Genomic DNA, 26062 nt, shown 5'->3' with positions numbered 1-26062 from the left:
CAGATGTCCAAAAATCCACACGGTCACCCACGAAAGGTCCGGTCACGACACCGAGCGACCGGAACCTGTCGGTGATCGGCTCCATGCTGTTTCGGTGCGAAGAGGAGACTGGGCGCGCCACCCCTTGATCACCAGCGGTTCGGCAGTGATCACGGCGACGCAACTTGAAACCATCGGCATGCCACGCCGGACGATCTCGCGACGATGCGAGCCCGGAGGGACGTGGCGGATGCTGCTGCCCGGCGTCGTCTTGCTCCAGAACGGTGCGCCGACGAGCGAACAGCAGGTCCAGGCCGCTCTCCTCCATGCCGGTGCCGACTCGATCCTGACCGGCGTACGCGCCCTGGAGCGATACGGTCTGCGCAACCTCCCATGCACCGATGAGGTACATGTCCTTGTCCCGTCGGAGCGCTCAGTCGCCGACAGCGGGTTCGTCCACATCGAACGGTCACGCCGACTGCCGAAACCAAGAGCACGGTCCGGCATCCCGACCGCTCCGGTGCCACGCGCGGTGATCGACGCGGCGCGAAGGACACGGGACACGGACGCGGTCACCGCGATGATGGCCGAGTCGGTACAGCGAGGCTTCTGCTTGCCAAGGGCACTTTCCGACGAACTCGAGGAAGGCCGCCGGACAGGCACGGAGTCGTTGCGAAACACGCTCCTGCCGATCCTCGGCGGCGCCCGTTCGGTCGCCGAGGCCGACGCCTGGAACCTCTGGCAGAGATCCGATCTGCCCGAGTGTCGCTGGAATGTCAAGATCTTCGACGCGAACGGCGTCTACATCGCGCAGCCGGACGGATGGTGTGACGAGCTGGGCTTCGCCTGGGAAATCGATTCCCTCGGGTACCACGCGGGAACCGACGGCTTCCGCAACACCCTTGCCCGCAACGCCCGCTATGCCGCCGCCGGGATCGTGGTGCTCCAGACACTCCCGTCACGCCTGCGTTCCGAGCCCGCCGAGGTCGCGGCCGAACTCCGGGCGGCGCTGGACAGCGCCCGGTCACGACTCCGTCCGGACGTCCGCGTCCGGTGACGGTCCCGCGAACCAAGGCACACACATCGCCACCATCGCCGCCGCCGCCAACAGCAGCGAAGCCTGCGTCACCGGACCGTAGGCCCACTCCTGCCCGTGCCCCAGCAGCCGCCCCACCACCGCGACGAGGGTGCCCGCGACCATCCCGCCGAAAGCGAGGTACCGCGGCGCGCGTTCGCTGAACTGGCGGGCCAGCAGGACGGCGATCAGTAGCACGATCGGCAGCATTCCGCCGAGGACGGCCAGCAGTCCGATGAGGACCACGGGGACGACGACACCGGAACCCGCCTCGACGGAGACGCGGCGCCGGCGGACCGGCCACAGTACGCCGATCAGTACGGCCAGGATCGCGATCGCGCCGATGAGCAGGCCGGACCGGTATTTCCAGTCCGGCGTGAACTCGAGTCGGACGATGCCGCCCGAGCCCGCGGGCAGGATCCACGCCTGCTGCCAGCCGTCGACGCGCGTCTTCACCAGCGGAGTCCCGTTCAGTGACGCGGTCCAGCCCGCGTTGGCGTTCTCCGGGACGGCCAAAATGGACTCGTCGCCGCCCGCCACGGTGACCGTCCGGGACGTCGCGTCCCAGGAGTCCACGGTGACGGCGCGATGCGCGGCGGGCGAAACAGCCTGCCCGGCGGGTTTGAGCCACAGATCCTGGACCACAAAGGACTCGGACCGGTCGGTACGCAGTTCGTGTCCGCCCGCCGCCAGGTCGACGCCGCCGGCGGAGTCGGGGCACGCGGACAGCGTCAGCGGCCGGTGCGCGAGGTAGTCGGCGAGGGTGCCGCGGACGGACGTGTCGTAGTCGAAGCCGTTCAAGTGGACGTTCGGGCCCGATCCGCAGGGCACCGTGAATTCCGAGTCCGGAGCGGGAAGTTCGGCACCGGTCAGGGACAGGCTCCCGATGCCCAGCGAGTTCCGGGTCCGCTGGTCGTCGTCGAGACCGGCGAACGCGATCTTCAGCTGTGACGTCTCCAGCGGCGGGAACGTCGCCGCGCCGGAGGCGTCGAGTTCCACGGAGCGGCTCGAAGTCGGCGTCGTCAGCTCCAGCCGTGCGGGCGCGCGTGGATCGGCGGCGACGCGGATACCGGAGATGGTCTGGGGTTTCGCCCACCCCAGGGTCAACGTCGGCCGCAAGTCGGTGATGTCGGGCAGCCACGTAGTCGCCGGATTCCCGTCCACCGCGGCGAACGCGCTCGCCGAAGGATCCCCGCCCAGTTGCGACGTCGCGGACACCCGCACGCCCGGCAAGGCCACCGGAACCCGGCCACCACCGGCGGGCAGCACGGTGCCGCCGAACTCGTAAGCATTCTGCGACGCCGTGGAGAACAGCCGCCGGATCCCGTCCGGTTCTTCACCGTCGCGGGCCGCGTCGGCGTCACAGCGGACGTGCTCGCCGTCCGGCACACACGAGTACCTCGGCTGCTGACCCCGCGTGAACGCGAAGCCCGGCGCCGCACCGGCGGACAGGTCCGCGGGGACTTCGAGCGCGCGTTGCGGGTCGACGCCGGGGATCTTCAGCTCCGAGATCCCGACGTTGCCGTCCTGCCTGCCGACCACGAGCGACAGCAACGTGATCCGCACCTTGCGCGTCACCCCCGGCGGCGCCGGATAGGAGTGCGCCCCCTCGCCCCGGACGACCTGGTGATCGACGGAACCGTTGTCCGTGGTGATCCGGATCCGGGTGGCGGGCCAGCCGACCCGGATGTCGTCGACCATCGCGACGTCGACCGTGTTCACCAGCCTCGGGGTGTCCAGTTCGACTTCGAGCCATTGGCCGATCGGGCCGGTGAAGCTCGACGAATGCCAAGCGGTGCGGGGATCCCCGTCCAACGCGGCGAACGGCTGATGGCTCGGATCCGAACCACCGAACGCGTCCGCGAACGACGCCGCCGTCGACGCGTTCACCGAGCGGATCCCCCGGTACGCGGCCACGGTCTGGTGCTGCTCGCCGGGGAACGGCAGCACGTCGAGCGCGGCTCGTTGCTGACGCGGCGATTCCCCGGCGGTCAGCGTCTGGCTCAGGTTGTCCCGCACCCCGCCGACGTTGCGTTCGGCGCGGCGCAGCCCGTCGGTGACCAGCCTCGGCCCGGTCGGCGAGCCGCCGTCCCCGGTCAGCACCGTCGGCGTACCGGGATCGAGCTGCCCGGAGTTCATCAACGGCAACAGGTTCTCCGGGCCACCGCTCACCGTCGGGACGTCCTTCGCGGACGTCGCGGTGACGAGCGGAACGGGCCGTTTCACCTCGAAGATCTCCAGCGGCCCGAACTCGGCCGACTTCTCGATCCCCGGCGATCCCGCCAGCCCTGCGCGCAACGTCGTGAAATCGGGCGCGCCGACCTTGGCGCGGTCGATGTCGCCGCGCAGCACCAGGAACCGGTAGCCCGACCGCGCGAGCAGCGCGGCGAGCCCGGGCTCTCCTCTACCGTCGGCCAACGCCGCGTCGATCGAGTCCATCAGGCGGGTGTTGCCCTCCGAGCCCAGCGGGACCTGGTTGCGCACGGCCCACGGGCTGTCCGCGATGGCCTGCGCCGGTTCGTCCACCGTGCGGCCCCAGTCGTACTCGCCGAAGCCGGTCGCGGGCAGCAGCAACGTACGCGCCGTCGCGTCGGTCTTGGCGACATGGCCCATCGCGTCGTACCAGTATCCCGGCACCTCGTCCCAGCCAGGCCCCGGCCGCAACATCAGCAGCCACACCGGTGCGGCCATCGCCACGACCAGCAGGGCGCCCAGCGCGGGCCGCAGATGGCGGCGTAGTGCCGGCGCGGCACTCGTGATGCCGTGGACGAAGGCCAGCATCAACGGCAGCCGCAGCACCGGCTCGAACTTGTGCACGTTCCGCAGTGGCGCGAGCGGGCCGTCGAGCAGCTGCCGGACGGGTTCCGCCAGCGGGCTGTCGAGCGTCCCGACATAGCCGACGGTCAGCAGCGTCAGCCCGGTCAAGACGCCGAGCACCAGGAACCGCCGCTCGGGCAGGCCGCGCCGCGCGAGGCCGAACAGCCCGACCGCGGCCACCAGCCCGGTCGCCGCCATCAGCACGGGATTGTCGACCAGCGCCCAGCCCGACGGCCACCACGGCGTGCCCTGCACGACATAGGCGACCCACTGGTTCGTGCCGCGCAATACCTCGAACAACGACATCGGCGCCGTGGTGTTCGTCGCGGATTCGATGTAGTCGAGGAACGGCAGGCTGTACTGGCCGAGCAGGACCAGCGGCAGGATCCACCACAGCATCACGCCTGCGACGAAGACGAACCACCAGATGACGAGTTCGACGTGCGTACTTCGCCATTTCCTGGTCAGCAGCCACAACCCGGGCAGTACGAGCGCCATCACGACCATCGCGCCGTTGATCCCGCCCATGCACAGCACGGCGAGCGCCGACAACCCGGCGGCTCGACGTGGCGAGCCGACGCGGTCGGCGAGGATCAGCGGCAGCAGCACCCACGGCAGCAGGACGGCGGGCAGCATCTCCGAGGACAGCGAACCGATTTCGGTGACCATCCTCGGCGCGAGGGCGTAACCGACTGCTCCGATCAGCCGAGTCCGTTCGTTCCCTATTTTCAGCGCGCGGGCCACCAGGAGCGCGCCACCGAACGCGACCGAGAGCAGGATCGCGCACCACAATCGCTGCGCGATCCACACCGGCATCCCGACCGCCTGGCACAGGGCGAAGAACGGCCCCATCGGGAACAGGTAGCCGTACGCCTGGTTCTGCAACTCCCCCGCCGTCGCCTGGGGATTCCACAGGTGCAGCGCCCGGCCGAGGAAGGCGAGCGGATCCACCGCGAGGTCCAGTTTCGTGTCGAAGGTCGTCCTGCCGGGACGCTGCACAAAGGACAGCACGGTGAGCGCCAGCACGATCCACGTGCTGGGTCGTTTCACCAGCGCCCCGGGGGTTACCATCCGGTAGATACTAGGCGGAAACGTGGCTACTATGCGCCTATGACAGACGGTTTCGAAGAAGCGTGGTCGCTCGCCGAACCCGTCAAGGGCTGGATGACGCGGGAGCAGGGCCTGGCCTTGTGGACCGCGGCGTGCCGCCTGGACAAGGGCGACCTCATCGTCGAAATCGGCAGCCACCAGGGCCGTTCGACGATCGTGCTCGCCAGTGCCGCCCGCACGGTCGGCGCACGGGTGGTCGCCGTCGACCCGTTCGTCGACGGCCGCCTGTTCGGCGGATCGCCGACACGCCAACGATTCGAGGCCAACCTGAGAAAGGCGGGCGTCGAGGACGTCGTGGAACTCGTGGCGGAGTACAGCACGAAGCTCCGGCCGCGCTGGGACCGCCCGATCCAGTTGCTCTACATCGACGGCAAACACGACTACTGGACCTACACCGACGACCTTCGCTGGTCGGAAAACCTGACCGCCGGTGGGGAAATCCTGGTCCACGACTGCTTTTCGTCGATCGGCGTCACCTTGGGCACGATCGCGAAAGTCCTCTTCGGACGGCGTTACACCTATCTCGACCGCGCGACGTCGATGGCCCGGTTCCGGCTCGCCCCGCCGTCGGCGAAGGACAGGCTGCGCGTGATCGCCCAGTTGCCGTGGTTCATCCGCAACGTCGGGATCAAGATCCTGCTGCGGCTCCGGCTGGCGCCGGTGGCGAAGATCTTCGGCCACGACAGCCCGTACGACCCCTACTGAGTGAGCGGCTTGCCGACGTCGACCTTCGCGAGACAGACGGGAGCACCCTTGGCGGACAGCTGAAAGCCGATCTTGTCGAACAAGCCCTCGATCGGCAGGTACATCGTGTGCAGGCCGGGCTGGAACCAGACCGGCACGCGCACCCCGTCGCGGTCGACGAAACCTTCACCGCCGTCCGAGGTGAAATAGTCGATCCGCAGCAGGTGGCGGCCGAGAACGGGGGTGTCCAACGGAACCCGGACCAGTTGCTCGCCGACGGTGTAGCCGCAGCCCGCCACCGGGCCTGGCAGGCCACGGGAAACCGGTTCCACGCCGGCGATCGTCCTCGCGGTGCCGGTATCGTCCAAAAGGGACATCCGGCTCGTCGGCTGGTCGAACAGAGCGCCGGGGATCAGGCCCACCACCCGGGAGGTGCGGGCGTTCTCGCCGAACCAGCCGTGCAGGATGTCGTTCGGCACCACGGTGTCGTACAGGACGAGATCGGGATCCCGTTCGATCGAGGCCCGCGCGTTCGCGAGGAACTCCCGGGAGTGGTCGAACCGCAGTCCGGGCGCCAGCCGGGAGAACCCCACGGCGGAACTCACGATCAGGGCGAGGCACAACGCCAGGGCCAGCGGCCGTTTCGCCGTGGACGGCTCGGGATCCGCAGGCCGGTCCAACGGTTTCGGCTCCAGGAAGGCGAAAGTGAGACACAGCACGACGACGAGCGCGAGATCGGCGACGTAGCGGGGATCGCTGCCCAGTTCGGGACCGACCTCGGTGAGCCGGGTGGCCGCCGAAAGCCCGATGTCCGCGACGAACACCAGGCCCAGCAGGATCCACGCCTTCCTGGCCCGGAGCCCGCCAACGCGAACCCCGGCGAACAACACGCCGACGGCCACGAGCAGCAGCAGAATCCTTACCACCACAGGAGAAGCGGCGAACGTCGCACCAGGACCCGGTCCCGACCAGGGGCCGCCCACGAGTCCAGGGAGCAGGGTGTCGCCGAGCATCCGGCCCGTCATGTCCGCGACTGTGCCGACGGTGACCGCGCCGCCGCCCTGCCCGACCTGGCTCGTCGTCAAGGCCAGGAAAACGACGGCATAGCCCGCCAGGACGGCGGCGAGGACACCCATCAGCACGAGGTGGCGGCGCAGGGAAATCCCGAGCAGCACGGTGATCCCGGCGATCAGCACCGGGATGAACACGGCCTTTTCGTAGAAGGCCAGCCCGAACACGGTCCAGGCCACGGTGGCGATCGCCCAGCGCCCGCCGTCGGCGAGGTACCGCACGTGCGCGTGCAGCGCGGCGGTGGCGGCCAGCAGCACGGGCGCGATCTGGATCGCGTACGCCCACCACAACGTCGGGACCAGCAGCAAGGTCGACGTCGTGAACATCGTGAACGGGACGAGAATCCCCCACCGGCGGCCGAAACAGCGCACCAGTACCGCCCACAGCAGCACCGAGGCCGCCGCCTGCATCAGCAGGACCGGTGCCATCAGCACGGCGAAGTCCAGCGGCGCCCACGCGGTCTGCACGTCGGCGAGCAGGAATCCGCCCGGCGCGAGGTGGCCGTGGTAGTCCTGGAAGAAATAACCGAAGTCGAACGGGCCCGACTTCGCGGCGTGATAGGTGATCACGAAGTCGTCTTGCGCGAGGCTGCCGCGCAGCGCGGCCCACGCGTGCAGGACGAACGGGACCACACCCGCGACGAACGCGGCGAGCGTGACCGGCGAAGGTCTCTTCCCCCGGACGAGCAAGTCCTGCCTCAATTCTTGCAGATCGGCGGCTGGCACATGATCTTGCTCAGCGCCTGGTAGAAGACGTCCGAGATCTTCCGCGGATCGGGGGTGGTGAACGAATCGCCGCCGGTGGCGGTGGAAACCTGGTGTAGTTCGGACGCGTCGATGTCCGGTCCGATGCCGATCCCGATGACCGGCAACGGTTTCCGAGGGTCCTGGAGCTTGCCCAGCTCTTCCAGCAACCGCGGCAGCCCGATCGTCTCGCTGTCTTCGTTGCGCCCGTCGGTGAGGACGACGACCAGGTTGATCCGGCCGGGTTTCCAGTTCTGCCTGGCGTTCTGGTACGCGGCGAGGATCGAATCGTAGAGCCCTGTCGCCCCACCGGCTTTCGGCCGCACGGCCTGCAACTGCCCGACACCGCCCGAACTCTTCTGTTCGGCGATCGTCTTCATCGGCAGCAGGACGCGATGGTCCTTGTCACCGTCCAATTTGGTCGAGAACAGCCACAAGCCCAGTTCCGTGGTGGGTTTGAACAGTCCGAGTCCCTGCGTCGCGGCCTGCAACGTGAGGTCCATCCGGCTCTTCCCGGTGCCCGGCACGGCGGCGGCCATCGAACCGGAGACGTCGAGCAGCACCTGGACACGGGCGCTCAGGTTCGTCCCCGCCCAAGCCTGCAGTACGGCATACAGCTCGGTCGCGGGCGGGGCACCCGCCGGATGCGGCGCCGGATCGGTCCGGCCGTCCCGCGCTCGCGGCACGGCGAACTGTCCGGTGGCCGCACGGAATCCCGCGTCGGCGAAGATGCCGCCGGCGAGCGGATCCAGCAACAGCCGCAAAAAGCGTTCCGCCGCGCTCCTCGACGCTTCGGACGCCTTGGGCAGCACGACATACGGGTAGTCGAACCCCTGCACCGGGACACCCGGATACGCCGCCACCAGATTCCGCGCCAGTACGGATTGTTCGGTGGCGGGAAAGGCGGCCGGGGCCTGGCCGGGGGCGGGGTTCAGTTTCCGCATGACGGCGGTGAGGGCCGCGGCCGGATCGGGCTCCTTCTCGGTCAGCTTCCGCAGGGCGAGCAAGGTGCCGACACCCAGCGGATCGCGCGCCGGGTCGGGGAAGCCGACCGGTGAGCCGTCGAGGATCTCTTGCCAGGAAGGAGCTTTCCCCGGCCAGCCGAACCGCCGCGCGGTTTCGTCGGGAAGTCCCAGCACCACCGGTGAGTTCGCCACCGACTGACCGGATTCCGGCAGGTTCCACGCGCCGGCGTCCCTGGCCTGCGACAACATCGTGCTCGACTCGGGGATCCAGACGTCGGGCCCGCCGGAGGTGGTGGTCCCGAGCAGGTCGGCGGTCGCGGCCGACTCGCTCGCGGTCACGTTGACACTGAAGCATTCTTCCTGCGGCACGGTCTGCGCGAGCCGTGTGAGCACCGGCGCCACGTCGGGGACGGTGGTGATCTCGACCGGCGTCAACGCGTCACAACCGTTGTCCGCCAACCGGGCCCGGAGGTAATCCACGCCCCACCAGGCACCCAGCGCGATCACCAGCAAGAGGCTCAAGACGACGACGGGCGCGGTGAAACGCCCGCCACGCCTCGGGCCTACCTGCATGTGCATGCCTCCGAGGTGCGGGGTGAGGACCTGGGATGTTGCCCAATCCGCCCGCGAACGTCAACCCTCGGGTAACTTAGCGCCTCCCGCTGCGGCGAACGGCCTAACCGAACCGTGACTCGCGTGATCAGACACGTAACTCGCGTGATTGGAGGCGTAACTCGCGAGTTACGCCTCCAATCACGCGAGTTACGGCTCCAATCACGCGAGTTCGGCCGAACGGCCTAACCGAAATAGCGTCCCGCCCCGATGTGGGCACCGGCGGACTGCCACCATCCGGCGTCGCCCGCCGAGTCGATCCCGTCCGCGATCACCGTCGCGCCCGCCATGGCCGCGGTCTCGATGAGGTTCCGCAGCGACCGTTCCGCCAGTGGTTCCGTCCGCCGCTCCGCCAGCCGGGGAGCGATCCGGACCGTCTTCACGGGCACGTCCACGAGACAGACGATGTCACCGGCCGCTCCGAAGTCCTGCAGTTCCGCGTCCACCCCGATCTCGGCGAGGAGGTGCAGGTTGTCGACGGTCTCCCCGAGTTCGGCGAGCACGGCACCGGCGGGGAAGCCCAGCCGCAGCCGTGACGGCCCGAGACCGGTCGTGGAGAGCACGCTCCGCACCGATCCGACGAGATCGGGATCCGCGGCCTGGTTCGGCGTCAGGCTCACCAGCATCGGGAGCCTGTCGTCCGACTCCTCGCAAGCCGTGCGGATGAGCCATTCGCCGAGCGGCACGATGAGACCGGTGTCGTTGGCGAAGCGGACGCAGGTGTCGTGACCGATCCGGCCGTGGCGCGGATGGTTCCAGGCGAGTCTCGCCTCGATCCCCGCGGGCCTGCTGTCCGCCAGCCAGGTCAGCGGCCGGAAATGCACTTCGACCTCGCCGGTCTCCCAGGCGCCCGCCATCGAGACGGCCAAGCCGAACTCGTGCCGCTCCCTGGTGTCGAGGACAGAGTCGGACAGCGCCCATTGCCGATAGCCGTTGGCCTGCGCCCGGCGCAGCGTCATGTCGGAGACGCGCAGCAGTTCGTTCGGCGCGATGTCCCTCGGCGGCCGGTGCACCACCCCGATACAGGCCGAGACCGCGACCCCGCTGCCGCCTTCGAGGTACACCGGTTCGGACAGCTCCTGGTTGATCATGCCGATCACGGTGGCGACCTCCGGGCTGGTCGCGGTGTTCTGGATGAGGATGCCGAATTCGTCACCGCCGATCCTGGCGATGAGCGCGTCCTCGCCACCGACGACGGCGCGCAGCTTCGCGGCGACGTTCTTCAGCAGGTCGTCGCTCTGTTTCTGGCCGAGCCCGCCGGCGATCAGGGAGAATCCGTCGAGGTCGAGGTGATAGACCGTGATGCCGAACGACGGGTCGGCGTGGCGCAGCGCCCGTTCCAGTCGGGTGCCGAAGCACTGCCTGTTCGGCAAGCCGGTCAACGGATCGTGCAGGGCCTGACGGCTCAGCTGCCGCTGCAGCAGCGAAACGTCGGTGTCGCCGTCGACGAGCGTGATCAACTGCTGGGCCTCACCCGCCGGGTCGCGGATCACCGCGCCGGTGAAGGCGGCCCACGTCGGTACGTCCTCGTCGGCCACGAGTCTTCGCGACAGCTCGAGCCGCTGACTCTCGCCTTCGAGCAGCTTCCGGTACCCCTCGCGCAAGCCCTCGGCGTCTTCCGGATGGACCAGGTCGTAGAGGTTGAGCCCGGTCAGATCCGCGACGGGCCGGTTCAGCATTTCGGCGAACGCCGGGTTCACCCGCTGGACGCGGCCATCCACCCTGGTGACGGCGACCCCCGTGGCCGAACCGGTGAACAGCTGCTCGAACCGCGCCTGCGTGAGCACCAGTTCACGCCGGGTCTCGCGTTCGATCGTGACCAACGTACGACTCAAATCCTCTTGCTGTGTCTGGATGCTCGCGCGCAACGCCTCGCCGTAACCCGACGCGAGCGCGCCGAGCACCTGCAGCACCCGTTCGGGGAGCGACTTCACGCTCCGCAACTCCGGCTCGTGCAAGAGCCCCTTGCCGAGTACGTCCATCGTGCGACGGAGGCTGTCCGGCCCGACGCACCTGAGCGCGACGAGTCGCGCGCCGGCTTCGGCGGCCTGCGCGGGCTCTGCGTCTTCACTCAGGACCGCCGCGAAGATCTCGTCCAGGAGAGCGGCGAAATGCTCTTCGATCTGGGCGTGGGTATACGGAAGATACGCCGTTCCGGTGACCAGGTAGGCCCACTTGCGGGCCAGCGTGGCGCGGGTCGGCGCGGTGTTCTTCCGCTTCGGCGATGCGGAGGATGAAGCTCTCTTCTGGGCGTCCGGCGATACCGGGAACTCATCGCCGTCCGGAAGTGGGAAAGTCACGTCCGCCGGTCCTGGGGTCGTTTTCGTATTCCGTCGTGAAGAACCATCCTCCACGATTCTCTGGCCGTACTCACGGTCAACCGTCCACCTGATCGGGTGGTCACCCTACGGTACTGCAATACCGACCTTTTCCCTCAGCCGAACGCGGGTGGCGTCCCGATAGTGGGACGCGTTGCGGTGCAATGCCAGCGAATGTCCGGCACCGGACAGAACATACGTGGAAAGTTCGGCCTCTGGCCGATAGAACGGCGCTTCCGCCGCACGCGACGTCCGCGCGTTCGAGCAGTCCCGGAGCGCGAAAAGGCCGCAGAACAGGATGTCCTTCTCCACGACCGCCTGGAAAACCGGCACCCTGATCGCTTTCGTCGCGGGCAGTACGATGCCGAACACGGCGACGGTTCCCATTCCCGGGACCGCGACCTGGTCCTTGGTCGCCTCGTCGGCCTCGACGACCCGCGGATCGGTATTTTCCGTCGCGTAGAACAGGCCGGCACACGCCGTCCACGTCCTGATATGTCGAAGCCTCGGCCGCGACGATGCCCGAACCGACCGAATGCCCGACGATCACGACCTTGTCGAACGGCATACCGCCGACCCGTCCCGCGCGCAAATGGCCGATCACCTCGTGCATCGACCGCGCCGGCACCGGCAGCAGGAGCGGAGGACTGAACGGTTTGCCGCTCCCGCCCGAACCGAGCTGATCCGCGGCGAAGGTCGCGTAGTCGTGCTTGGCCATGTCCCGCTGATAGGAGTAGCGATCCGGGTCGCCGAGCGGGCCGGTGACCGGCAGATCCAGGTCGGAACAGCGGATGTCGACGGCCGCGGCCGGCGCGGCGACCAGGAAACCGCCGACGAGCGCGCAGCAGGCGGCCACCACCGCGGCCAGTTTGAGCGGCATTCTCACAGAACCCTCTCCGGAATCGGAACGCTCGGAAGGAGCATGAACCCTACACCCGGTGATCGAACGTTCACCGCCAGCCTGTCAGGCCGGTGTTCGCGGCACACCGCGCGCCGATCGTCGCCGCCACCAAGGCGATCTCCGTGGGGGCGAATTGGTGGCCGGGGCACAGCCGCGCGCCGGCGCCGAACGGGATGAACGCGCCTTTGGGCACCGCGGCGGCGCGCTCGGGCTCCCAGCGATCCGGGTCGGGTTCGGGGAACCAGCGTGGATCGCGGTGCAGCGTGCGCCGGCTGACCGCGACCTCGGTACCGGCGGGGATGCGCACACCGCCGAGTTCGACGTCCTCCCGCGCCCGCCGCATGAGGATCACCGGCGGAGTGCGGCGGACGACCTCGTTGATGATCCGCTGCGTGCAGACCAGGCGCGGCAGGTGTTCGAATCGCGCGGGCCCGCCCGACAGCACCTCGTCGACCTCGGCGTGGAAGCGGCGCTCGATGTCCGGCCGCGCCCCGATCGGTCGCCGTGGCCCACGCCGGACTGCTGCTGCATTTCGTGCCGGACTCGTGGGAACCGCACGCGATTCTGGCGCGTTACCGGGAGCGCCTGGCACCCGGCAGCTTCCTCCCCCTCTCGCACGTCGCCGCCGACGCGAACTCGAGCGGCCTCGAGCCGGGCGTCGTCGGCTGCGCGATGTGGAACCCGCAAGGCGCCGGCGATATGTCCGAGGACCCGGAGATCAACTCGCTGCCGTACGCCGGGGTGGGCCGGAAGCCTTGAGCCCCGATGTCATGAAAGGGTCGTTCAGGACATATTTCGTCTTGAACGACCCTTTCATGACGTTCCCCCTCGCCGGTCGGATCAGGGCAGTACGTCGGTCACGGTGTCCTTGATGACCTGCCACTTGCCGTGCTCGCGCACCAGCGTCAGGCTGATCGTGTAGTGCCGGTTGACGTTCTGCGACGGCACCTTGTAGTAGGCGTCGAGGATCGCGAAGCCCATCTTGCAGTCCTCGACGACGGTGTGGGTCACCGTCCACGGCATGCTGTACTCGTACGGGACCTTGAACTGCTCGTTGACCACCGGGTCGACGTTGGCGTCGTAGCCGATGAACAACTGTCCCCGGCGCCCGACGGTCACCATGTCCTGGTGGATGATCGCCCGGTATCGGGCCTCGTCGCGTTTGTTGAAGCTGTCCATGTCCTCCCAGACCGCGCGGTCGAACGCCCGCTGACAGGACTGCCGTTCCGCCTCCGCCCGCTGGTCGCTCGCCGCCGCCGCGGCGGGCACACCGATTCCCGCCGCGGCCACGATCAGCCCGGCCAACGCCGCGTAATACCGCTTGCGCATGGGGTTCTCCTCATCACGTCCCGTATCTGGTCCACAAGCAGGTTCTCCGGACGGCGCATCACAGCTGCATCACTTCCGCACCGGCGCGGGCGGACGGCCGGTTAACCTCGGGGGAGGGGGTGCGATGGAGTTCCGGATCTTGGGGCCGGTGCAATGCCGGAACGGCGCGCGGGCGCTGAAGCTGGCGGGCTCGCGGCAGGAGCGGATCCTGGCCGCGCTGCTGCTCGGCGCCGATCGCGTGGTCTCCGTTTCGCGGCTGGTGGACGTCGTCTGGGACGAGGATCCGCCCGCCACGGCCATCCGCCAGATCCGCAACCTCACCACGGCGTTGAAGCGCACGCTCGTCGCCGAGGGCGCCGCTGAAGACGTTCTGACCGCCGAAGGGCCCGGCTTCGTCCTGCGCCCGGGCGTCTTCGACCTGCGCACGTTCGAGGAGCACGTCTCGCGGGGCGAGATCCGCGAAGCGCTCGCGTGCTGGCGCGGACCGGCACTGTCCGGCGTGGACAGTATGGCTTTGCGCGGCGAGGCCGACGAACTCGACGAACGTCGTCTGTCCGTTGTGGAGCGTTGCCTCGATGAAGAGGTCTCCGCCGGGGAAGACTCCGTCGCGGAGCTGACCGCACTGGTCGCCGAGCACCCGCTCCGGGAACCGTTCGCCGGACTGCTCATGCGCGCGCTGCACCAGCAGGGCAGGCAGGCCGACGCGCTGAACGTCTACCGGCAGGCACGGACGCGGCTGGTGGAGGAACTCGGCCTCGACCCCGGCCAGAAGCTGCGCGAACTCTACGAGCGGATTCTCCGCGACGAGCCGGAATACGGCAAGACACGCTGCTTCCTCCCGTACGACGTCCCGGATTTCACCGGCAGGGAGGCCGAGCTCCGCCGCCTGTTCGACGCCGTCCGGCTCGGCCGTCCGGTGGCCGTCGACGGGATGGCCGGGGTCGGCAAGACCTCGCTCGCCGTCCACGCCGCGCACAGACTGGCCGCCGATTTCCCGGACGGGCAACTGTTCGTGGATCTGCACGGCCATTCCCCCGCCCGCGAACCGCTCCCGCCCGAGGCGGCGCTGGAAGCCCTGCTCGGGCAGCTGGACGTCCCGGCGAGCAGGCTGCCCGGCGGCGTGGACAGGCGCGCGGAGCTGTGGCGCACGAGAACGGCGGGCCGGTCCCTGCTAGTGGTGCTCGACAACGCCACGAGCGCCGAACAGCTGCGGCCGCTCCTGCCCGGTTCGGCCACGGTCGGCCTCCTGATCACCGGCAGGCGCCGCCTGTCCGCCGTCGACGGCGGAGCGTCGATCAGTCTCGAAGTGCTGCCGGACGAACAGGCGGGCGCTCTGTTCGCGGCGGCGTCCGGGCGGCCGGACTCGGGGGTGGCCGCGTTGTGCGGGAATCTGCCGCTGGCGATCCGGATCGCGGCGGCCCGCCTGCAGAATCGTCCACAGTGGACCGTGGAGATGCTCGCCGAACGGCTGGGCTCGGAACACGACCGGCTGGCCGAGCTGACCGTCGCGGGACGCGATGTGGCTGCGGCCTTCGCCCTGTCCTATCGGGAACTCGATGCCGCGCAACAGCGCCTGTTCCGGTTGCTGGGAAGGAATCCCGGCGCCGACATCGGCGTGCCCGCGGCTGCCGCGTTGGCAGGCGTCGGTGAACATGAGGCCGAGCGCCTGCTGGAAGACCTCCTCGACGCCCACCTGCTCAGGCAGCCCGCGCTGGGCCGCTACGCGTTCCATGACCTGATCGCCGAGCACGCCCGCAGTGTCGTGCGCGACGAGGAATCGGGTCCGGCGATGGGCAGGTTGCTCGATCACTACCGCGACGGCGGCGGCTTCGGCTGGTATCGGACGGAACGGGCGAACCTGGTCGCGGTGACCCGGCACGCCTTCGACGCCGGCCTCGACGAGTACGCCTGGCGGATCGCCGAGGACACCACGGAACACCTGCGGGAGAGCGGGCACCTCGACGAACTGCTCGCCGTGGCGCGGACAGGGCTCGCCGCCGCTCGCCGGCTCGGTGACCCGCAGGCGATCCAGCTGAGCCTGGCGAGCCTCACGCTGGCGTTCTGGGAGAACGGGCGGCTCACCGAGGGCATGGGCTGCGCCATGGAACGGCTGGACGTCGTCCGGGCCTCCGGCGATCGCGCGGCCGAGGCGCTCGCCCTGTCCAGAGCGGGTGCCCTGCACAGCATGCTCGGCCGCTACGCCGAAGCGATCCGGTTCTATCGCGACGGCCTGGCCGTCGCGGGCGACGGCACCGACGCCGCCACACTCTGGACCAATCTCAGCAACACCCACGAGGTCCTCGGCAACCTGGACGACGCGCTGACCTCGGCCCGGCGGTCGGTGGCACTGCGCGAAGACGCCCGCGGCACGATCCTGAGCTCGGCCCAGCTCGGTCTGGTGCTGGCCCGGCTCGGCCGCTTCGAGGAGGCGTTCGAGGTCATCGAGCGCTCGATCGACTCGTCACGGGACCTCGGCTACCTGTTCGGCGAGGCGTGGAGCCGGATCGACCACGCCGATGCCCTGCTGCTCGCCCACCGGCCCGCCGACGCGCGCGAGCAGGCCGAACGCGCGTGCGCGATCCTCACCCGGCTCAACCATCCGTTGCTGCTGGCCATGGCGGCCAACAGTCTGGGCACCGCCTGCCTCGCGCTCGGCGAGACGTCGGCGGGGCTCCGGCAGCATCGGCTCGCGCTCGAAACGGCGAGGCGGATCGGATACCGGCTGCAGGAAGCCCGCGCGTTGGCCGGGCTCGGGCAGACCCGGGCCGCACGGGACCACTACTCCGCGATGGGCCTGCCTGCCGAGCCGCTGAAGGTCGTCACCTGAGGAACTCGGTGAGCAGACCGCGCAGGGTGTCCGGCTGGCGGAGGACACCGTGGTCCTGTCCCTCCACAGTGGAGTACCGGGCGCCGGGGACCGCGGCGGCCGGCGCGCGGGCGCCGGCCCGCATCCAGGCGTCGCTCTCCCCGCCGTCCATCACCAGCGTGGGCACCGAGATCTTGGCCAGCCTGTCGGCGGGCAGCACGTTGCCGGGACCGCACAGGGCGAGGTCGTAGGGCAGCGTGTGGGCGAGTCCGGTGAACCACGCCCAGAACGGGTCGTCCCGCATACCCTTGACGACCTCGGCCGGCGTGGCCGTCCCCTCGATCAGGAAGAGTTCCGCCGCGCCATCGCGGTCGCCGTCGGCGATCAGGGCCCGGACGCGATCGAAGAGGTCGACAGGGGGCTTCGGGCGGCTGTCGTCGACGACGTACGGCGGCTCGTACACGGCGAGACTCGTCATGGCGACGCCTCTCGCGGCCGCCTCCAGCCCGAGCACGGCTCCGGACGAGTGCCCGAAGACCGCCGCCGAACCACCCACGTGCTCGATCAGCGCGGCGAGGTCTTCGACCTCACGCTCCACCGAATAGACCGCGCCCGCGCCGCTGTCACCCCGCCCTCGCCGGTCGTAGGCGATCACGGTGAAGTCCGCGGCCAGCGTCGCGGCGAGGCCGGCGACGGTCGTGCGGTCGTTGAACGCGCCCCCTGCCAGGATCACCGGCGTGCCCGCTCCGGTGCGAGCGAAGGCGATCAGGGTGCCGTCGGCCGAGGTGACGGTCTCGAACGAGGTGGTCATCAGGTCCTCCACAGGGTCGCTTTACTCTAGCTTCGTGCCTGGGTCGGAGCCGACGACCACCGCTCGACATCACTTCGCGAGATTCCCGAAGAATTCCCGGAGCTCGGTCACCACGTCGTCCGGGACGGCCATCGCGACCATATGGCTGGGGCTCTCGTGATCCGCCCAGCGAACGACGTCGTTCTTGCGCGAGGCGACCTTGCGCAGGGCGGACGGCCCGCCGTGGGAGACGCCGGTCGGCACCACGGTCTGGTCGATCGGCATCGCGGCCGCGCCCTCGTAGTACGGCCACAGCGAAGTGCCGCCGGTCCCGGTCAGCCAGTACAACGTCGCGTTGGTGAGGACCAGGTCGCGGTCGATCGGCTCCGCGGGCGCCACGCCTTCGGGCCAGCCGTCGAACTCCTTGAACCGCTCGACCAGGTACGCCAGCTGCGCGACCGGCGAATCGAGGAAGCCGAAGCTCAGCGTCTGCGGCCTGTTCGTCAGGTACGGCGCGTACCCGCTGCCGCCCGCGAAGCGCTCCATCAGGCCCGAGAGGTCGGCCTGGTCCTGTTCGGTGAGCCCTTCGAAATCCGCCGGATCGCCCATCGGCACACCGAGCCCGGAGGTGATGTGCGAGCCGATGACGTGCTCGGACGCGTGCACCGCGAGGCAGGGCGTCACCAGAGCGCCGGCGTCGTTCCCATGTGCGCCATAGCGTTCGTAGCCGAGGCGGCTCATCAGCTCGGCCCACGTCCGCGCCACCCGCGCGATGTCCCACGGACGCTCGTCGGCCGGTTCGGGGAACGGCGAGAAGCCGAAGCCCGGCAGGGACGGCGAGACGACGTGGAAGGCGAGCGAAGGATCGAGGCCGTGGGCTCGCGGGTCGGTGAGCGGCCCCAGCACGTGCAGGAACTCGGCGATCGAATTCGGCCAGCTGTGCGTCATGATCAGCGGGATCGCGTCCGGTTCCGGCGACCGGACGTGCAGGAAGTGCACCCGTTGGCCATCGATCTCGGTGGTGTACTGCGGAAACTCGTTGAGCTGCTTCTCCAACGCGCGCCAGTCGTAGCCGTCTCGCCAGTACTCCGCGAGGTCCTTGAGGTAGGAGACGGGGACGCCTCGGCTCCACTCGGCACCGGGCAGCGCCGACGGCCAGCGGGTGCGGGCCAGCCTGTCGGTCAGGTCGTCCAGCTCGGACTGCGGAATGTCGATGCGGAACTGCTCGATGTCGGTCATGAGGTGACCGTAGGGACCATTCCGGTCAGAACCTGACCTAAATGCGCCCGCCGGGACCAGCACCCGAAGCGAAGGGAACTCTCCCCGCATCCGATGCAGGGAAAGTCCCCTTCACCCCAGCCCCGGTACGCCCCCAGTCCCTACCGCCCCGCAATTGGTCACCTAAACGCGAACAACCTGCGTAGCACCGAAAGTGTTCTTAACCGGCACCTCGAAGGTCTTGCGCCGCACCGTCACCCGCAGGACGTCCTGTCGCTGCGTCGGATCCGAAACGGCCAGCTGCCAGCCGTCGCGGGTCCGGCCGAGCGCCACCGAGGCCGGACCGGACACCGACACCTCGTCGACCGAGCCGGCGGCGAAGAAGTTCGCCAGCAAGGTCGCGTCCCACAGCCGGACGGCCTGCACGGTCGCGGTGTTGGACCGTACGCGCCACGCCCAGGCCGAGGCGATCGTCTCCAGCACCGACGCGGCGGGCAGAACGGCGTAGGCGTAGCTCGCGTTCGAAGGGTTGGCCCCGTGTTCGATCACGAGCTTCTGATAGCGCCTGGTGTACGGCACCGTCGTGCCCTTGGTGTTGGCCCCCTTGTCGATGTCGCGCCAGGTCCCCGTCCGGTCCTCACGCAGCGCGCTCACCTCCGCGGCGTCGAGCAGGACGTAACCGCCGACCTTCTCGAGGTGCAGCCATCGCTTGCGCCGCAAGGATTCCGAGCCGCCGACGAGACGGCCGTCGGCCAGGAGCGCACCGGAGCCGTCCTCGCCGAGGTTCCGGTTCTCGATCGTGGTGCGGACCCGCTCACCGGACGTGTCGGTGATCCCGGCACCGAGGCACAGCACACCCGACGGTGTGAAGAACCATGACTTCTTCGCGGTCAGCGTGCCGTCTTGCGAGACGAAGTCGAGGGCGTGCGCGCCGTGCCGCGCATCCCATCGGACGCCACCGCAGTGGTCCTTGGTCGTCAGCGGCACCGACTCCAGTTTGGGGGGCGGCCCGCTCTTGGTGGTGGTGCCCGGCAGTGACAGCGGATCGACCGTCGGCCAGTAGGCGTCGGTGAAATGTCCCTTGGCCTTGGGCAGGAACAGATACAGCGAACCGTCGCCGGTGTACCAGCCGTGCAGGTTCATGGAGTTGATCGACTCGTAGCGCGAGATCCGCGTCGAGGCGACGCCGAGGGAGGCCGACCAGCCTTCGGTGATGTGCACCATCCGGTCCTGCTGGCCGAACACGCGATGCGTCGCGACCGTCCGCGTCGGCCGGATCCCGGTCGCCAGCAACTCCTGGGCGAACTCGATGCCGGGGATGCCGACGAGGTCCGGCCCCGGCGCGAACCGTTCGGGGTCGGGGATCCGGAGATACGGCGCGAAAGTGTCCTCGGTGATCCACTTCGCGGCGAGGCCACCGAGTTCTTCCTTGCGCTTCCCGCTCGCCGACCGCGCCAGCAGGACGACCGCGCCGGTGAGCTGATGCCCGATGTCGTGGGCGGATTCCCCTTGACGGGAAAGGAACCGGCCGCGGACGGACTCCATCAGCGCGCCCGCATAGACGAACGGCGCGAACGTGTCGGAGACCAGCGCGTACGCCGCGTCGCGCACGTCGGCGGGCAATTCGAACTCCGTGCCCTTGGTGACGTGGATGGCGGACGCGACGGCGGTGAGCAGGACGATCCCGTAATGCCCGGGATACGGCACCGAATCGTGCTGGAGGAACGAGCCGTCGGTGTGGAAGCCGTCGCCCGCCGCGCGGTGGAGCCTGGCGATGACGCTCGCCGCTCCCCCGCCTTCCACGTCGGTGAACGCGCCGACGCCGCGCCTGATCCGATCCGTGTCGCCGAGCATCGCGCCGGAGACGATGGAGATCGTGGACTTGTCCGCGCGGTTGGCACCGGTCTCGACGACACCTGGATTGTTCGTGCGGAGATTCGGATTGCCGGAGAATTTCAGCACCGGCTTCAGGTACCTGGCGAGTTCGTCCTGGGTCAGTTCGTCGGCGACCGTCGCGAGAATGTGCAGCAGGTAGAGCGGGATACCGATCTCGTAGGTGTACCAGTTGCCGATCTCGGCGGTCTTCTCGCTGTACTGATCGCTGGTGTACAGCAGTTCCAGCGCCGCCTTGATCCGGGCGAGTACGGCCGGATCACCCGCCAGCGCGCCGCCCCGGGTGCCCCAGTTGACCGCGATCGCCCGCAGCCGGGCGTACATCGACGTCGTGAACTCGCTGCCAGGGCCGAGCGGGAGATCTTTCCACAGTGGACCGCCGCCGACCGCCATGCTGTCGTGGTAGGCCTTCGCGACCCTGTCCAGGTTCGCCAGCGCGGCGGTGCGTTCCGCCGACGGCCGGTCGATACCGGTTTGCAGCTCGCGGTAACCGGTGACGATGGAGGACGTACCCGACGGGCCCGAAGAACCCGGAGGTGCAGGCCTGGCCGACGCAGGGCTCGCGAGAGCGGTCGTGAGCGCCACCGAAGCGGCCGCTACCGCACCCGAGCGCAGAGCGGTTCTCCTGTCGAAGTGACCGAATTCAGGCATGACGGTGCCTCCCAAGGGTCGAAATACGGCAACTAGGGGCGGCGGCGTGTGGTGGGTCTCGTGAGTGGTGAGGACGGTTATTGAGGGGTAAGGCAAAGAGTCGGTGGCGTGAGCGGGGTAGCCAAGGAGCCTGGCGCGCTCTGGTCGTGAGTGGCAATGCGGGTTCTAACCGTCATTGCCACTCACGAGGTTCTAGCGTTTCCCGTCGGTCCTGCGGGTCAGGTCCCACGGGTTGTTCTCCTGCAACGGTTCCGGCAGCAGCGCGTCGGGGAAGCCCTGCCAGGCGATCGGTCGCAGGAAGCGTTCGATCGCGGCGGTGCCGACCGAGGTACTGGTCGGCGCGGTGGTCGCCGGGTAGGGACCACCGTGTTCCTGTGCCCAGGTGACCGTCACCCCGGTCGGCCAGTCGTTCCACAGCAGGCGGCCGGCGACCCTGGTCAGCGACGGGAGGACCGGGCGGATCCAGTCCACATCGGACTCTTCGCCCTGGATGGTCGCGGTGAGCCCCGGTTCCATCACCCCGAGCAGGCTGATCAGTTCCGCTTGATCGGCGTAGGTGACGATCAGCGACGCCGGGCCGAAGCACTCCTCGCGGACGGTGTCGGCGTCGGACAGGAAGGCCTTGGCGGTCGTGGCGAGCAGCGTCGCGCCGTGCGAGATCCCTTCCGCGCCACCGGACTCGGACAGCACCTCGACGCCATCGACCTCACGCAGCTTCGCCAGCCCGTCGGCGAAACCGGCCGCGATACGTTCGTTGAGCATCGGCTGCACCGGGATCGCCGAGACGGCTTCGCGCAGCACGTCGTCGAGACCGTGTCCCTCTGGCAGGAACAGCAGCCCCGGCTTCGTGCAGAACTGCCCGGCACCGAGGCTGAACGAGCCCGCGTAGCCCTTGGCGATGGCCTCGCCGCGCGCCTCGATCGCCGCCTGGGTGACGACGACGGGGTTCACGCTGCCGAGTTCGCCGTAGAACGGGATCGGCGACGGCCGTGAGGTCGCGATATCGAACAGCGCGCGCCCGCCCGGGACCGATCCGGTGAACGACGCCGCCTGGATCCGCGGATCCTTCAACGCCGTGACGCCGTTCTGCTGGCCGTGGATGACGGCGAAGATCCCTTCCGGCGCACCGGACTCGACCAGCGCGTCACGCAGGATCTCGCCGGTGCGCGCGGACAGCTCCGGGTGACCGGAATGCGCCTTGAGCACGACCGGGCAGCCGGCGGCCAGCGCCGACGCGGTGTCACCGCCCGCGACACTGAACGCGAACGGGAAGTTGCTGGCGGCGAACACCAGCACCGGACCGATCGGGGTGAGCAACCGGCGGATGTCCGGCCGCGGCCCCATCGGCCAGGCGGCGTCCGCGTGGTCGACGGTGGCGCCGAGGAACGAGCCGTCGGCCAGCACCTCGCCGAACAGGCGCAGCTGGAACGTCGTTCGCTTCAGCTCTCCCTGCAGGCGCGGTGAAGCCGGGAGATGCGTCTCCCGGTTGGCCAGCGCGATCAGTTCGTCGGCGGCCGCGTCGAGGGCGTCCGCAGCCGCGTTCAGCCATCCGGCGCGCTGGGCTGGGGTCGCGGCCGCCGCCGTGCCTGCCGCATCGGCGGCGGCCGCGAGGATCTGGTCGAGCGTGGCGGGATCCGTTGCCTGGCTCATGATTTCTTGCTTCTCCTAGAGTTCGTGTGCGGCGCTGACGGCGGCGATGAGATCCGCCCAGCGCCCCGGGCCGGCGAGGCCGAGGTGGTACAGGTGCAGTTCGGTGGCGCCCGCCTTGCCGAGTTCGCGGGTGTAGGCCTCGATGTCGGGCACGGGGCTCGCCGCCACCGCGGTGATGTAGCTGCCGACGGCGACCTTGTCCGGCAGTTTCGCCCGTGCCGTCGCGACCGCGCCCACGCTGGGGCGACCGGGTGCCCAGTTCTGCAGCACCACCGCGTCGACGTCTTCCGGGACCGACGGTGTCAGCCCCGGAAGCGCGCCCGTGACCCACGGGTCCATCGCGCCGTGCAGCACGATCCGGGGCCCGGACGGGATCTTCGCGAGCACCTCGCGCCGGAGCGCGTCGGTCGCCTTCTGCCGCGTGTCGAGCAGGACCTGCCGCAGCGTGGGCAGGATCTTGTCCTCGGTGGCACGAAGGTCGCCGCTGTCGATCAGCCGCCGGACCTCGGCCCGCAGCTTGCCCAGCGCCTTCGCCGGGTCCTGACCGGCCGCGGCCCAGGTGTCGAGACAGTCGTCGCAGCAGCAGACCGACAGCAGCCGTGCCACCGCGGGCGACCAGACCCCGTCGGTCTTCTCGTGCTGGTGCTGGTGCACGGCGCCGAGTGGACCGCACGCCTCGAGGACCACCGTGGCGAAATCGAGCCCGGCGAGGCTCTCCGCGACCACGTTCGCGGCGTACTCGCGGACGGCGGGCTGACCGGGGCACAGCGCCCACGGGTACCGCTCGCCGAAGCAGTTGCGCACGGTGAAATCCGGGAACTCCGTCCCCAGCTGCGAGTTGTGGGTCAGCACTATCCACGCCGCGGCCGGGACACCCGCCTCGTTCAGCATCCGGACGGCGTCGCCCGCGCTGTCGCGGCTTTCGACCCAGTCCGGTTCGGCGGGCCTCAGCTCACCCCAGGCCTCCTCACGCACCGGCCGGTACAGCGCCGCGTGGCGCGCGACGACCGAGGTGCGCTCGGGTGACCAGGGCGTCGCCGCGCGGGCGCTGTGGTACGACACGGCGACGGCGACCTCGTCGACGCCCAGTTCCCGTACGCGCTCGACGAACCCGGGATCGTCGACGACGTCCCAGGGGTAGGCGTATCCGGTGACCTTCACCCTGTCACCACCGTGCCGTGTTCGGCTCGAAGTTTCCGACGAACTTCCGCATATAGGTCACGTCATCCCGTTTGGTCTGTCCACTTCGGACATAGTCTTCATGGGCCCGCGCCAGCGCGTCGGGGTCGAGTTCGACCCCGAGCCCGGGCTTGTCGGGCACCGCGACCGCACCGTCGGCGAACTCCAGCGCACCCGGGGCGATGACGTCGGCCGTCTTCCACGGCCAGTGGGTGTCGCAGGCGTAGGTCAGGTGCGGCGTCGCCGCGGCCACGTGCACCATAGCGGCCAGACTGATCCCGAGATGACTGTTCGAGTGCATGGAAAGCCCCACGTCGAAGCATTCCGCCGTGGTGGACAGCGCCTGGGTGTCCCGCAGACCACCCCAGTAATGATGGTCCGAAAGTATTACGCCGACCGCTCGCTGCCGGAACGCGGGCTCGATGTCCGCGAAGCGCACGACGCACATGTTCGTGGCCAGTGGCATGTTCGCCTTCTCGGCGACGCGCGCCATGCCCTCGATGCCCGGCGTCGGGTCTTCGAGGTACTCCAGGACGCCGTCGAGTTCTTCGGCGACCCGGATGCCCGTTTCGACGGTCCACGCCGCGTTCGGGTCGATGCGCAGCGGATGCTCCGGGAACGCCTCGGCGAGCGCGCGGATCCCGGCCATCTCCTGATCGGGATCGAACGCGCCGCCCTTGAGCTTGATGGACCCGAACCCGTACTCCTCCACCATCCGGCGCGCCTCGCCGACGAGCGCCTCCGGCGTGGTCACCTCGCCCCACGAGTCCTCCTCGGCGCCGAGGTGGGCGCCGAACTTGTAGAACAGGTAGGCGGAGAAGTCGACGGCGTCGCGGGCCTTGCCGCCGAGCAGATCCACCACCGGCCTGCCGAGGTAGTGCCCCTGCGCGTCGAGCGCGGCAACCTCGAACAGCGAGTACACGCTGGCGACCGTCTTGCTGACGGAGAAGCCACCGGTGAGCCCGTGCGCGTCGGCGAAGACGACCTCGCCCAGCGTCGTGGCGACCTTCCGGCGGAGGCCGGGGAGGTCGAACACGTCCTGTCCCTTGAGTTCCGGCAGCACCTTGCGGACCTGTTCGAGGAACGCGAGGTCACCGTAGGACTCGCCGAGGCCGACCACGCCGTCTTCGCAGATCAGCTGGACGACGCCGCGCAACGCGAAGGGTTCGTGCACACCCATGGCGTTGAGCAGCGGCGGGTCGGCGAAGGCGACCGGGGTCAGGACGACGTCGAGAACCTTCATCTTCAGGCACCGGCCTCGACGGACTTGAGGACGGCGAACCCGTCGTCGACGATCTTCTCCAGCCGGGCGATCTGGTCCGCGGTCGGCTCGACCAGCGGCGGCCGGACGGAGCCGACCTTGTCCCCGCGCAGCCGTGCGGCGGCCTTGACCAGCGACACGGCGAAGCCCTGCCCCTCGTCCCGCAGCGCCACCAGCGGAAGATAGAACCCGGCGAGCAGCGCCTCCATGACCGCGTCGTCGTTCTCCGCGAGCGCGCGGTGGAAACGGGCCGCGATCTCGGGGGCGAAGCAGTGCACGGCCGAGGAGTACCGCGCCACGCCGACCGCGGAGTAGGCGCGCGCGGAGACCTCCGCCGTGGGGAGACCGTTGAAGAACAGGAAATCCCGGGCACGGTCGGTGTCGACCGAGCGGATCGTGGTGATGATCCGGCTCATGAGTTCGACGTCGCCGAAGCCGTCCTTGATGCCGACCACCGACGGGATGCCGAGGAGGTCGACAGCCGAGCCGGGGGTGAACACACCGGTGGAACGGTGGTACACGATCACCGGGATCGAGGACTCCCCGACGGCGTACCGGACGTGGTCGACCAGCCCGGCAGGCGGACCGGTGACCAGGTAGGGCGGCAGGAGGAGGACGCCGTCCGCGCCGCCCGCCTCCGCCGCCGCGATCCCGGCACGGGCCGTCGCCGCACCGCCGCCCGCCCCGACCCACACCGGCACACGCCCGGCCACGACCTCGCGAGCCTTACGCAGGATCGCCGCGTGCTCGTCCGGGGACAGCGAGCTGAATTCGCCCGTACCGCAGGCGACGAACAGCGCGCCGGCTCCGGCGGCCACGTGGCTCTCGACGGTTTCCGCGAACGCGTCGAGGTTGAGTTCCAGCCCCTCGGTGAAGGGGGTCAAGGGGAACGCCAGTAGGCCGTCGAGCTCGACTCGTGTTGATGAGTTCTCGGCGGGAAAACGTGCCTCGAACTTGGGCTGTGCCATGGATTTCTCTTTCGTTCTTTGTGGATGGTCCCGGGTTCGGGC

Annotated in this window: 16 protein-coding genes and 2 pseudogenes; 4 read left to right on the top strand and 14 right to left on the bottom strand. The window is 69.3% G+C overall.

The window, feature by feature from the left end:
* Positions 1 to 229: 229 nt before the first annotated feature.
* Positions 230 to 1036: a hypothetical protein gene (locus DL990_RS31505; protein ID WP_370451383.1), complete on the top strand. Its 807-nt coding sequence runs from the start codon at positions 230 to 232 to the stop codon at positions 1034 to 1036.
* Here the strand turns inward: DL990_RS31505 and DL990_RS31500 are convergent.
* Positions 1004 to 4942 (bottom strand): alpha-(1->3)-arabinofuranosyltransferase, encoded by a 3939-nt coding sequence (locus tag DL990_RS31500; protein ID WP_125800855.1) that lies wholly within the window; start codon positions 4940 to 4942, stop codon positions 1004 to 1006. The genes DL990_RS31505 and DL990_RS31500 overlap by 33 nt on opposite strands.
* Positions 4943 to 4981: 39 nt before the next feature.
* Between DL990_RS31500 and DL990_RS31495 the strand changes: the two genes are divergently transcribed.
* Positions 4982 to 5686: a class I SAM-dependent methyltransferase gene (locus tag DL990_RS31495; protein ID WP_125800854.1), complete on the top strand. Its 705-nt coding sequence runs from the start codon at positions 4982 to 4984 to the stop codon at positions 5684 to 5686.
* Here DL990_RS31495 and DL990_RS31490 read toward each other — a convergent pair.
* From DL990_RS31490 to DL990_RS31470, 5 genes and pseudogenes are all read right to left on the bottom strand, one after another.
* Entirely contained in the window at positions 5680 to 7425 is a 1746-nt protein-coding gene (locus DL990_RS31490; protein ID WP_125801031.1) for a hypothetical protein, read from the bottom strand. The two genes, DL990_RS31495 and DL990_RS31490, sit on opposite strands and share 7 nt — an antisense overlap.
* Before the next feature lie 8 nt (positions 7426 to 7433).
* Positions 7434 to 9023, bottom strand: a complete 1590-nt coding sequence (locus DL990_RS31485) for a substrate-binding and VWA domain-containing protein (RefSeq protein WP_233620628.1) — start codon at positions 9021 to 9023, stop codon at positions 7434 to 7436.
* 218 nt (positions 9024 to 9241) lie between these two features.
* Positions 9242 to 11356, bottom strand: a complete 2115-nt coding sequence (locus DL990_RS31480) for an EAL domain-containing protein (protein WP_125786334.1) — start codon at positions 11354 to 11356, stop codon at positions 9242 to 9244.
* A gap of 105 nt (positions 11357 to 11461) precedes the next feature.
* Positions 11462 to 12254: pseudogene (locus DL990_RS31475) on the bottom strand (alpha/beta hydrolase).
* Between the two features lie 106 nt (positions 12255 to 12360).
* Positions 12361 to 12771: pseudogene (locus DL990_RS31470) on the bottom strand (cytochrome P450); the annotation flags it as partial.
* Between the two features lie 8 nt (positions 12772 to 12779).
* Here DL990_RS31470 and DL990_RS31465 point away from each other — a divergent pair.
* Positions 12780 to 13034: an SAM-dependent methyltransferase gene (locus DL990_RS31465; protein ID WP_233598938.1), complete on the top strand. Its 255-nt coding sequence runs from the start codon at positions 12780 to 12782 to the stop codon at positions 13032 to 13034.
* Between the two features lie 81 nt (positions 13035 to 13115).
* Here DL990_RS31465 and DL990_RS31460 read toward each other — a convergent pair whose 3' ends face one another.
* The gene (locus tag DL990_RS31460; protein WP_125786333.1) at positions 13116 to 13604 is read right to left on the bottom strand and encodes a DUF4440 domain-containing protein; all 489 of its coding nucleotides are present in this window, start codon (positions 13602 to 13604) and stop codon (positions 13116 to 13118) included.
* 124 nt (positions 13605 to 13728) lie between these two features.
* Here DL990_RS31460 and DL990_RS31455 point away from each other — a divergent pair, with 124 nt between their 5' ends.
* Positions 13729 to 16431, top strand: coding sequence for a BTAD domain-containing putative transcriptional regulator (locus tag DL990_RS31455; RefSeq protein ID WP_125800853.1), 2703 nt, complete (start codon positions 13729 to 13731; stop codon positions 16429 to 16431).
* Here the strand turns inward: DL990_RS31455 and DL990_RS31450 are convergent.
* The 7 genes from DL990_RS31450 to DL990_RS31420 form a co-directional block, all read right to left on the bottom strand.
* Entirely contained in the window at positions 16424 to 17221 is a 798-nt protein-coding gene (locus DL990_RS31450; protein WP_199746683.1) for an alpha/beta fold hydrolase, read from the bottom strand. The two genes, DL990_RS31455 and DL990_RS31450, sit on opposite strands and share 8 nt — an antisense overlap.
* A 69-nt stretch (positions 17222 to 17290) precedes the next feature.
* The gene (locus tag DL990_RS31445; RefSeq protein ID WP_125800851.1) at positions 17291 to 18439 is read right to left on the bottom strand and encodes an epoxide hydrolase family protein; all 1149 of its coding nucleotides are present in this window, start codon (positions 18437 to 18439) and stop codon (positions 17291 to 17293) included.
* A 162-nt stretch (positions 18440 to 18601) separates the two neighbouring features.
* Positions 18602 to 20962 carry a polysaccharide lyase 8 family protein gene (locus DL990_RS31440; protein ID WP_125800850.1) on the bottom strand — a complete coding sequence of 787 codons (2361 nt, stop codon included), beginning with the start codon at positions 20960 to 20962 and terminating at the stop codon, positions 18602 to 18604.
* 192 nt (positions 20963 to 21154) lie between these two features.
* Positions 21155 to 22612: an aldehyde dehydrogenase (NADP(+)) gene (locus DL990_RS31435; RefSeq protein WP_125800849.1), complete on the bottom strand. Its 1458-nt coding sequence runs from the start codon at positions 22610 to 22612 to the stop codon at positions 21155 to 21157.
* Between the two features lie 15 nt (positions 22613 to 22627).
* Complete coding sequence (locus DL990_RS31430; protein WP_125800848.1) at positions 22628 to 23773, bottom strand: hypothetical protein; 1146 nt, start codon at positions 23771 to 23773, stop codon at positions 22628 to 22630.
* Positions 23774 to 23777: 4 nt separating this feature from the next.
* Positions 23778 to 25034 (bottom strand): glucarate dehydratase family protein, encoded by a 1257-nt coding sequence (locus tag DL990_RS31425; RefSeq protein WP_125786326.1) that lies wholly within the window; start codon positions 25032 to 25034, stop codon positions 23778 to 23780.
* 2 nt (positions 25035 to 25036) lie between these two features.
* The gene (locus DL990_RS31420) at positions 25037 to 26020 is read right to left on the bottom strand and encodes a 5-dehydro-4-deoxyglucarate dehydratase (protein WP_125786325.1); all 984 of its coding nucleotides are present in this window, start codon (positions 26018 to 26020) and stop codon (positions 25037 to 25039) included.
* Between the last annotated feature and the right edge of the window lie 42 nt (positions 26021 to 26062).

This window comes from Amycolatopsis sp. WAC 01416 (assembly GCF_003947485.1).
In the GTDB taxonomy this organism is placed as follows: domain Bacteria; phylum Actinomycetota; class Actinomycetes; order Mycobacteriales; family Pseudonocardiaceae; genus Amycolatopsis.
This window is presented reverse-complemented; position numbering and strand designations above follow the sequence as displayed.

Coding starts and splice junctions, on each gene's coding strand:
- DL990_RS31505 (WP_370451383.1), top strand. CDS start 230: ATGCTGCTGCCCGGCGTCGTCTTGCTCCAGAACGGTGCGCCGACGAGC.
- DL990_RS31500 (WP_125800855.1), bottom strand. CDS start 4,942: ATGGTAACCCCCGGGGCGCTGGTGAAACGACCCAGCACGTGGATCGTG.
- DL990_RS31495 (WP_125800854.1), top strand. CDS start 4,982: ATGACAGACGGTTTCGAAGAAGCGTGGTCGCTCGCCGAACCCGTCAAG.
- DL990_RS31485 (WP_233620628.1), bottom strand. CDS start 9,023: ATGCACATGCAGGTAGGCCCGAGGCGTGGCGGGCGTTTCACCGCGCCC.
- DL990_RS31460 (WP_125786333.1), bottom strand. CDS start 13,604: ATGCGCAAGCGGTATTACGCGGCGTTGGCCGGGCTGATCGTGGCCGCG.
- DL990_RS31455 (WP_125800853.1), top strand. CDS start 13,729: ATGGAGTTCCGGATCTTGGGGCCGGTGCAATGCCGGAACGGCGCGCGG.
- DL990_RS31450 (WP_199746683.1), bottom strand. CDS start 17,221: ATGACCACCTCGTTCGAGACCGTCACCTCGGCCGACGGCACCCTGATC.
- DL990_RS31445 (WP_125800851.1), bottom strand. CDS start 18,439: ATGACCGACATCGAGCAGTTCCGCATCGACATTCCGCAGTCCGAGCTG.
- DL990_RS31440 (WP_125800850.1), bottom strand. CDS start 20,962: ATGCCTGAATTCGGTCACTTCGACAGGAGAACCGCTCTGCGCTCGGGT.
- DL990_RS31435 (WP_125800849.1), bottom strand. CDS start 22,612: ATGAGCCAGGCAACGGATCCCGCCACGCTCGACCAGATCCTCGCGGCC.
- DL990_RS31425 (WP_125786326.1), bottom strand. CDS start 25,034: ATGAAGGTTCTCGACGTCGTCCTGACCCCGGTCGCCTTCGCCGACCCG.
- DL990_RS31420 (WP_125786325.1), bottom strand. CDS start 26,020: ATGGCACAGCCCAAGTTCGAGGCACGTTTTCCCGCCGAGAACTCATCA.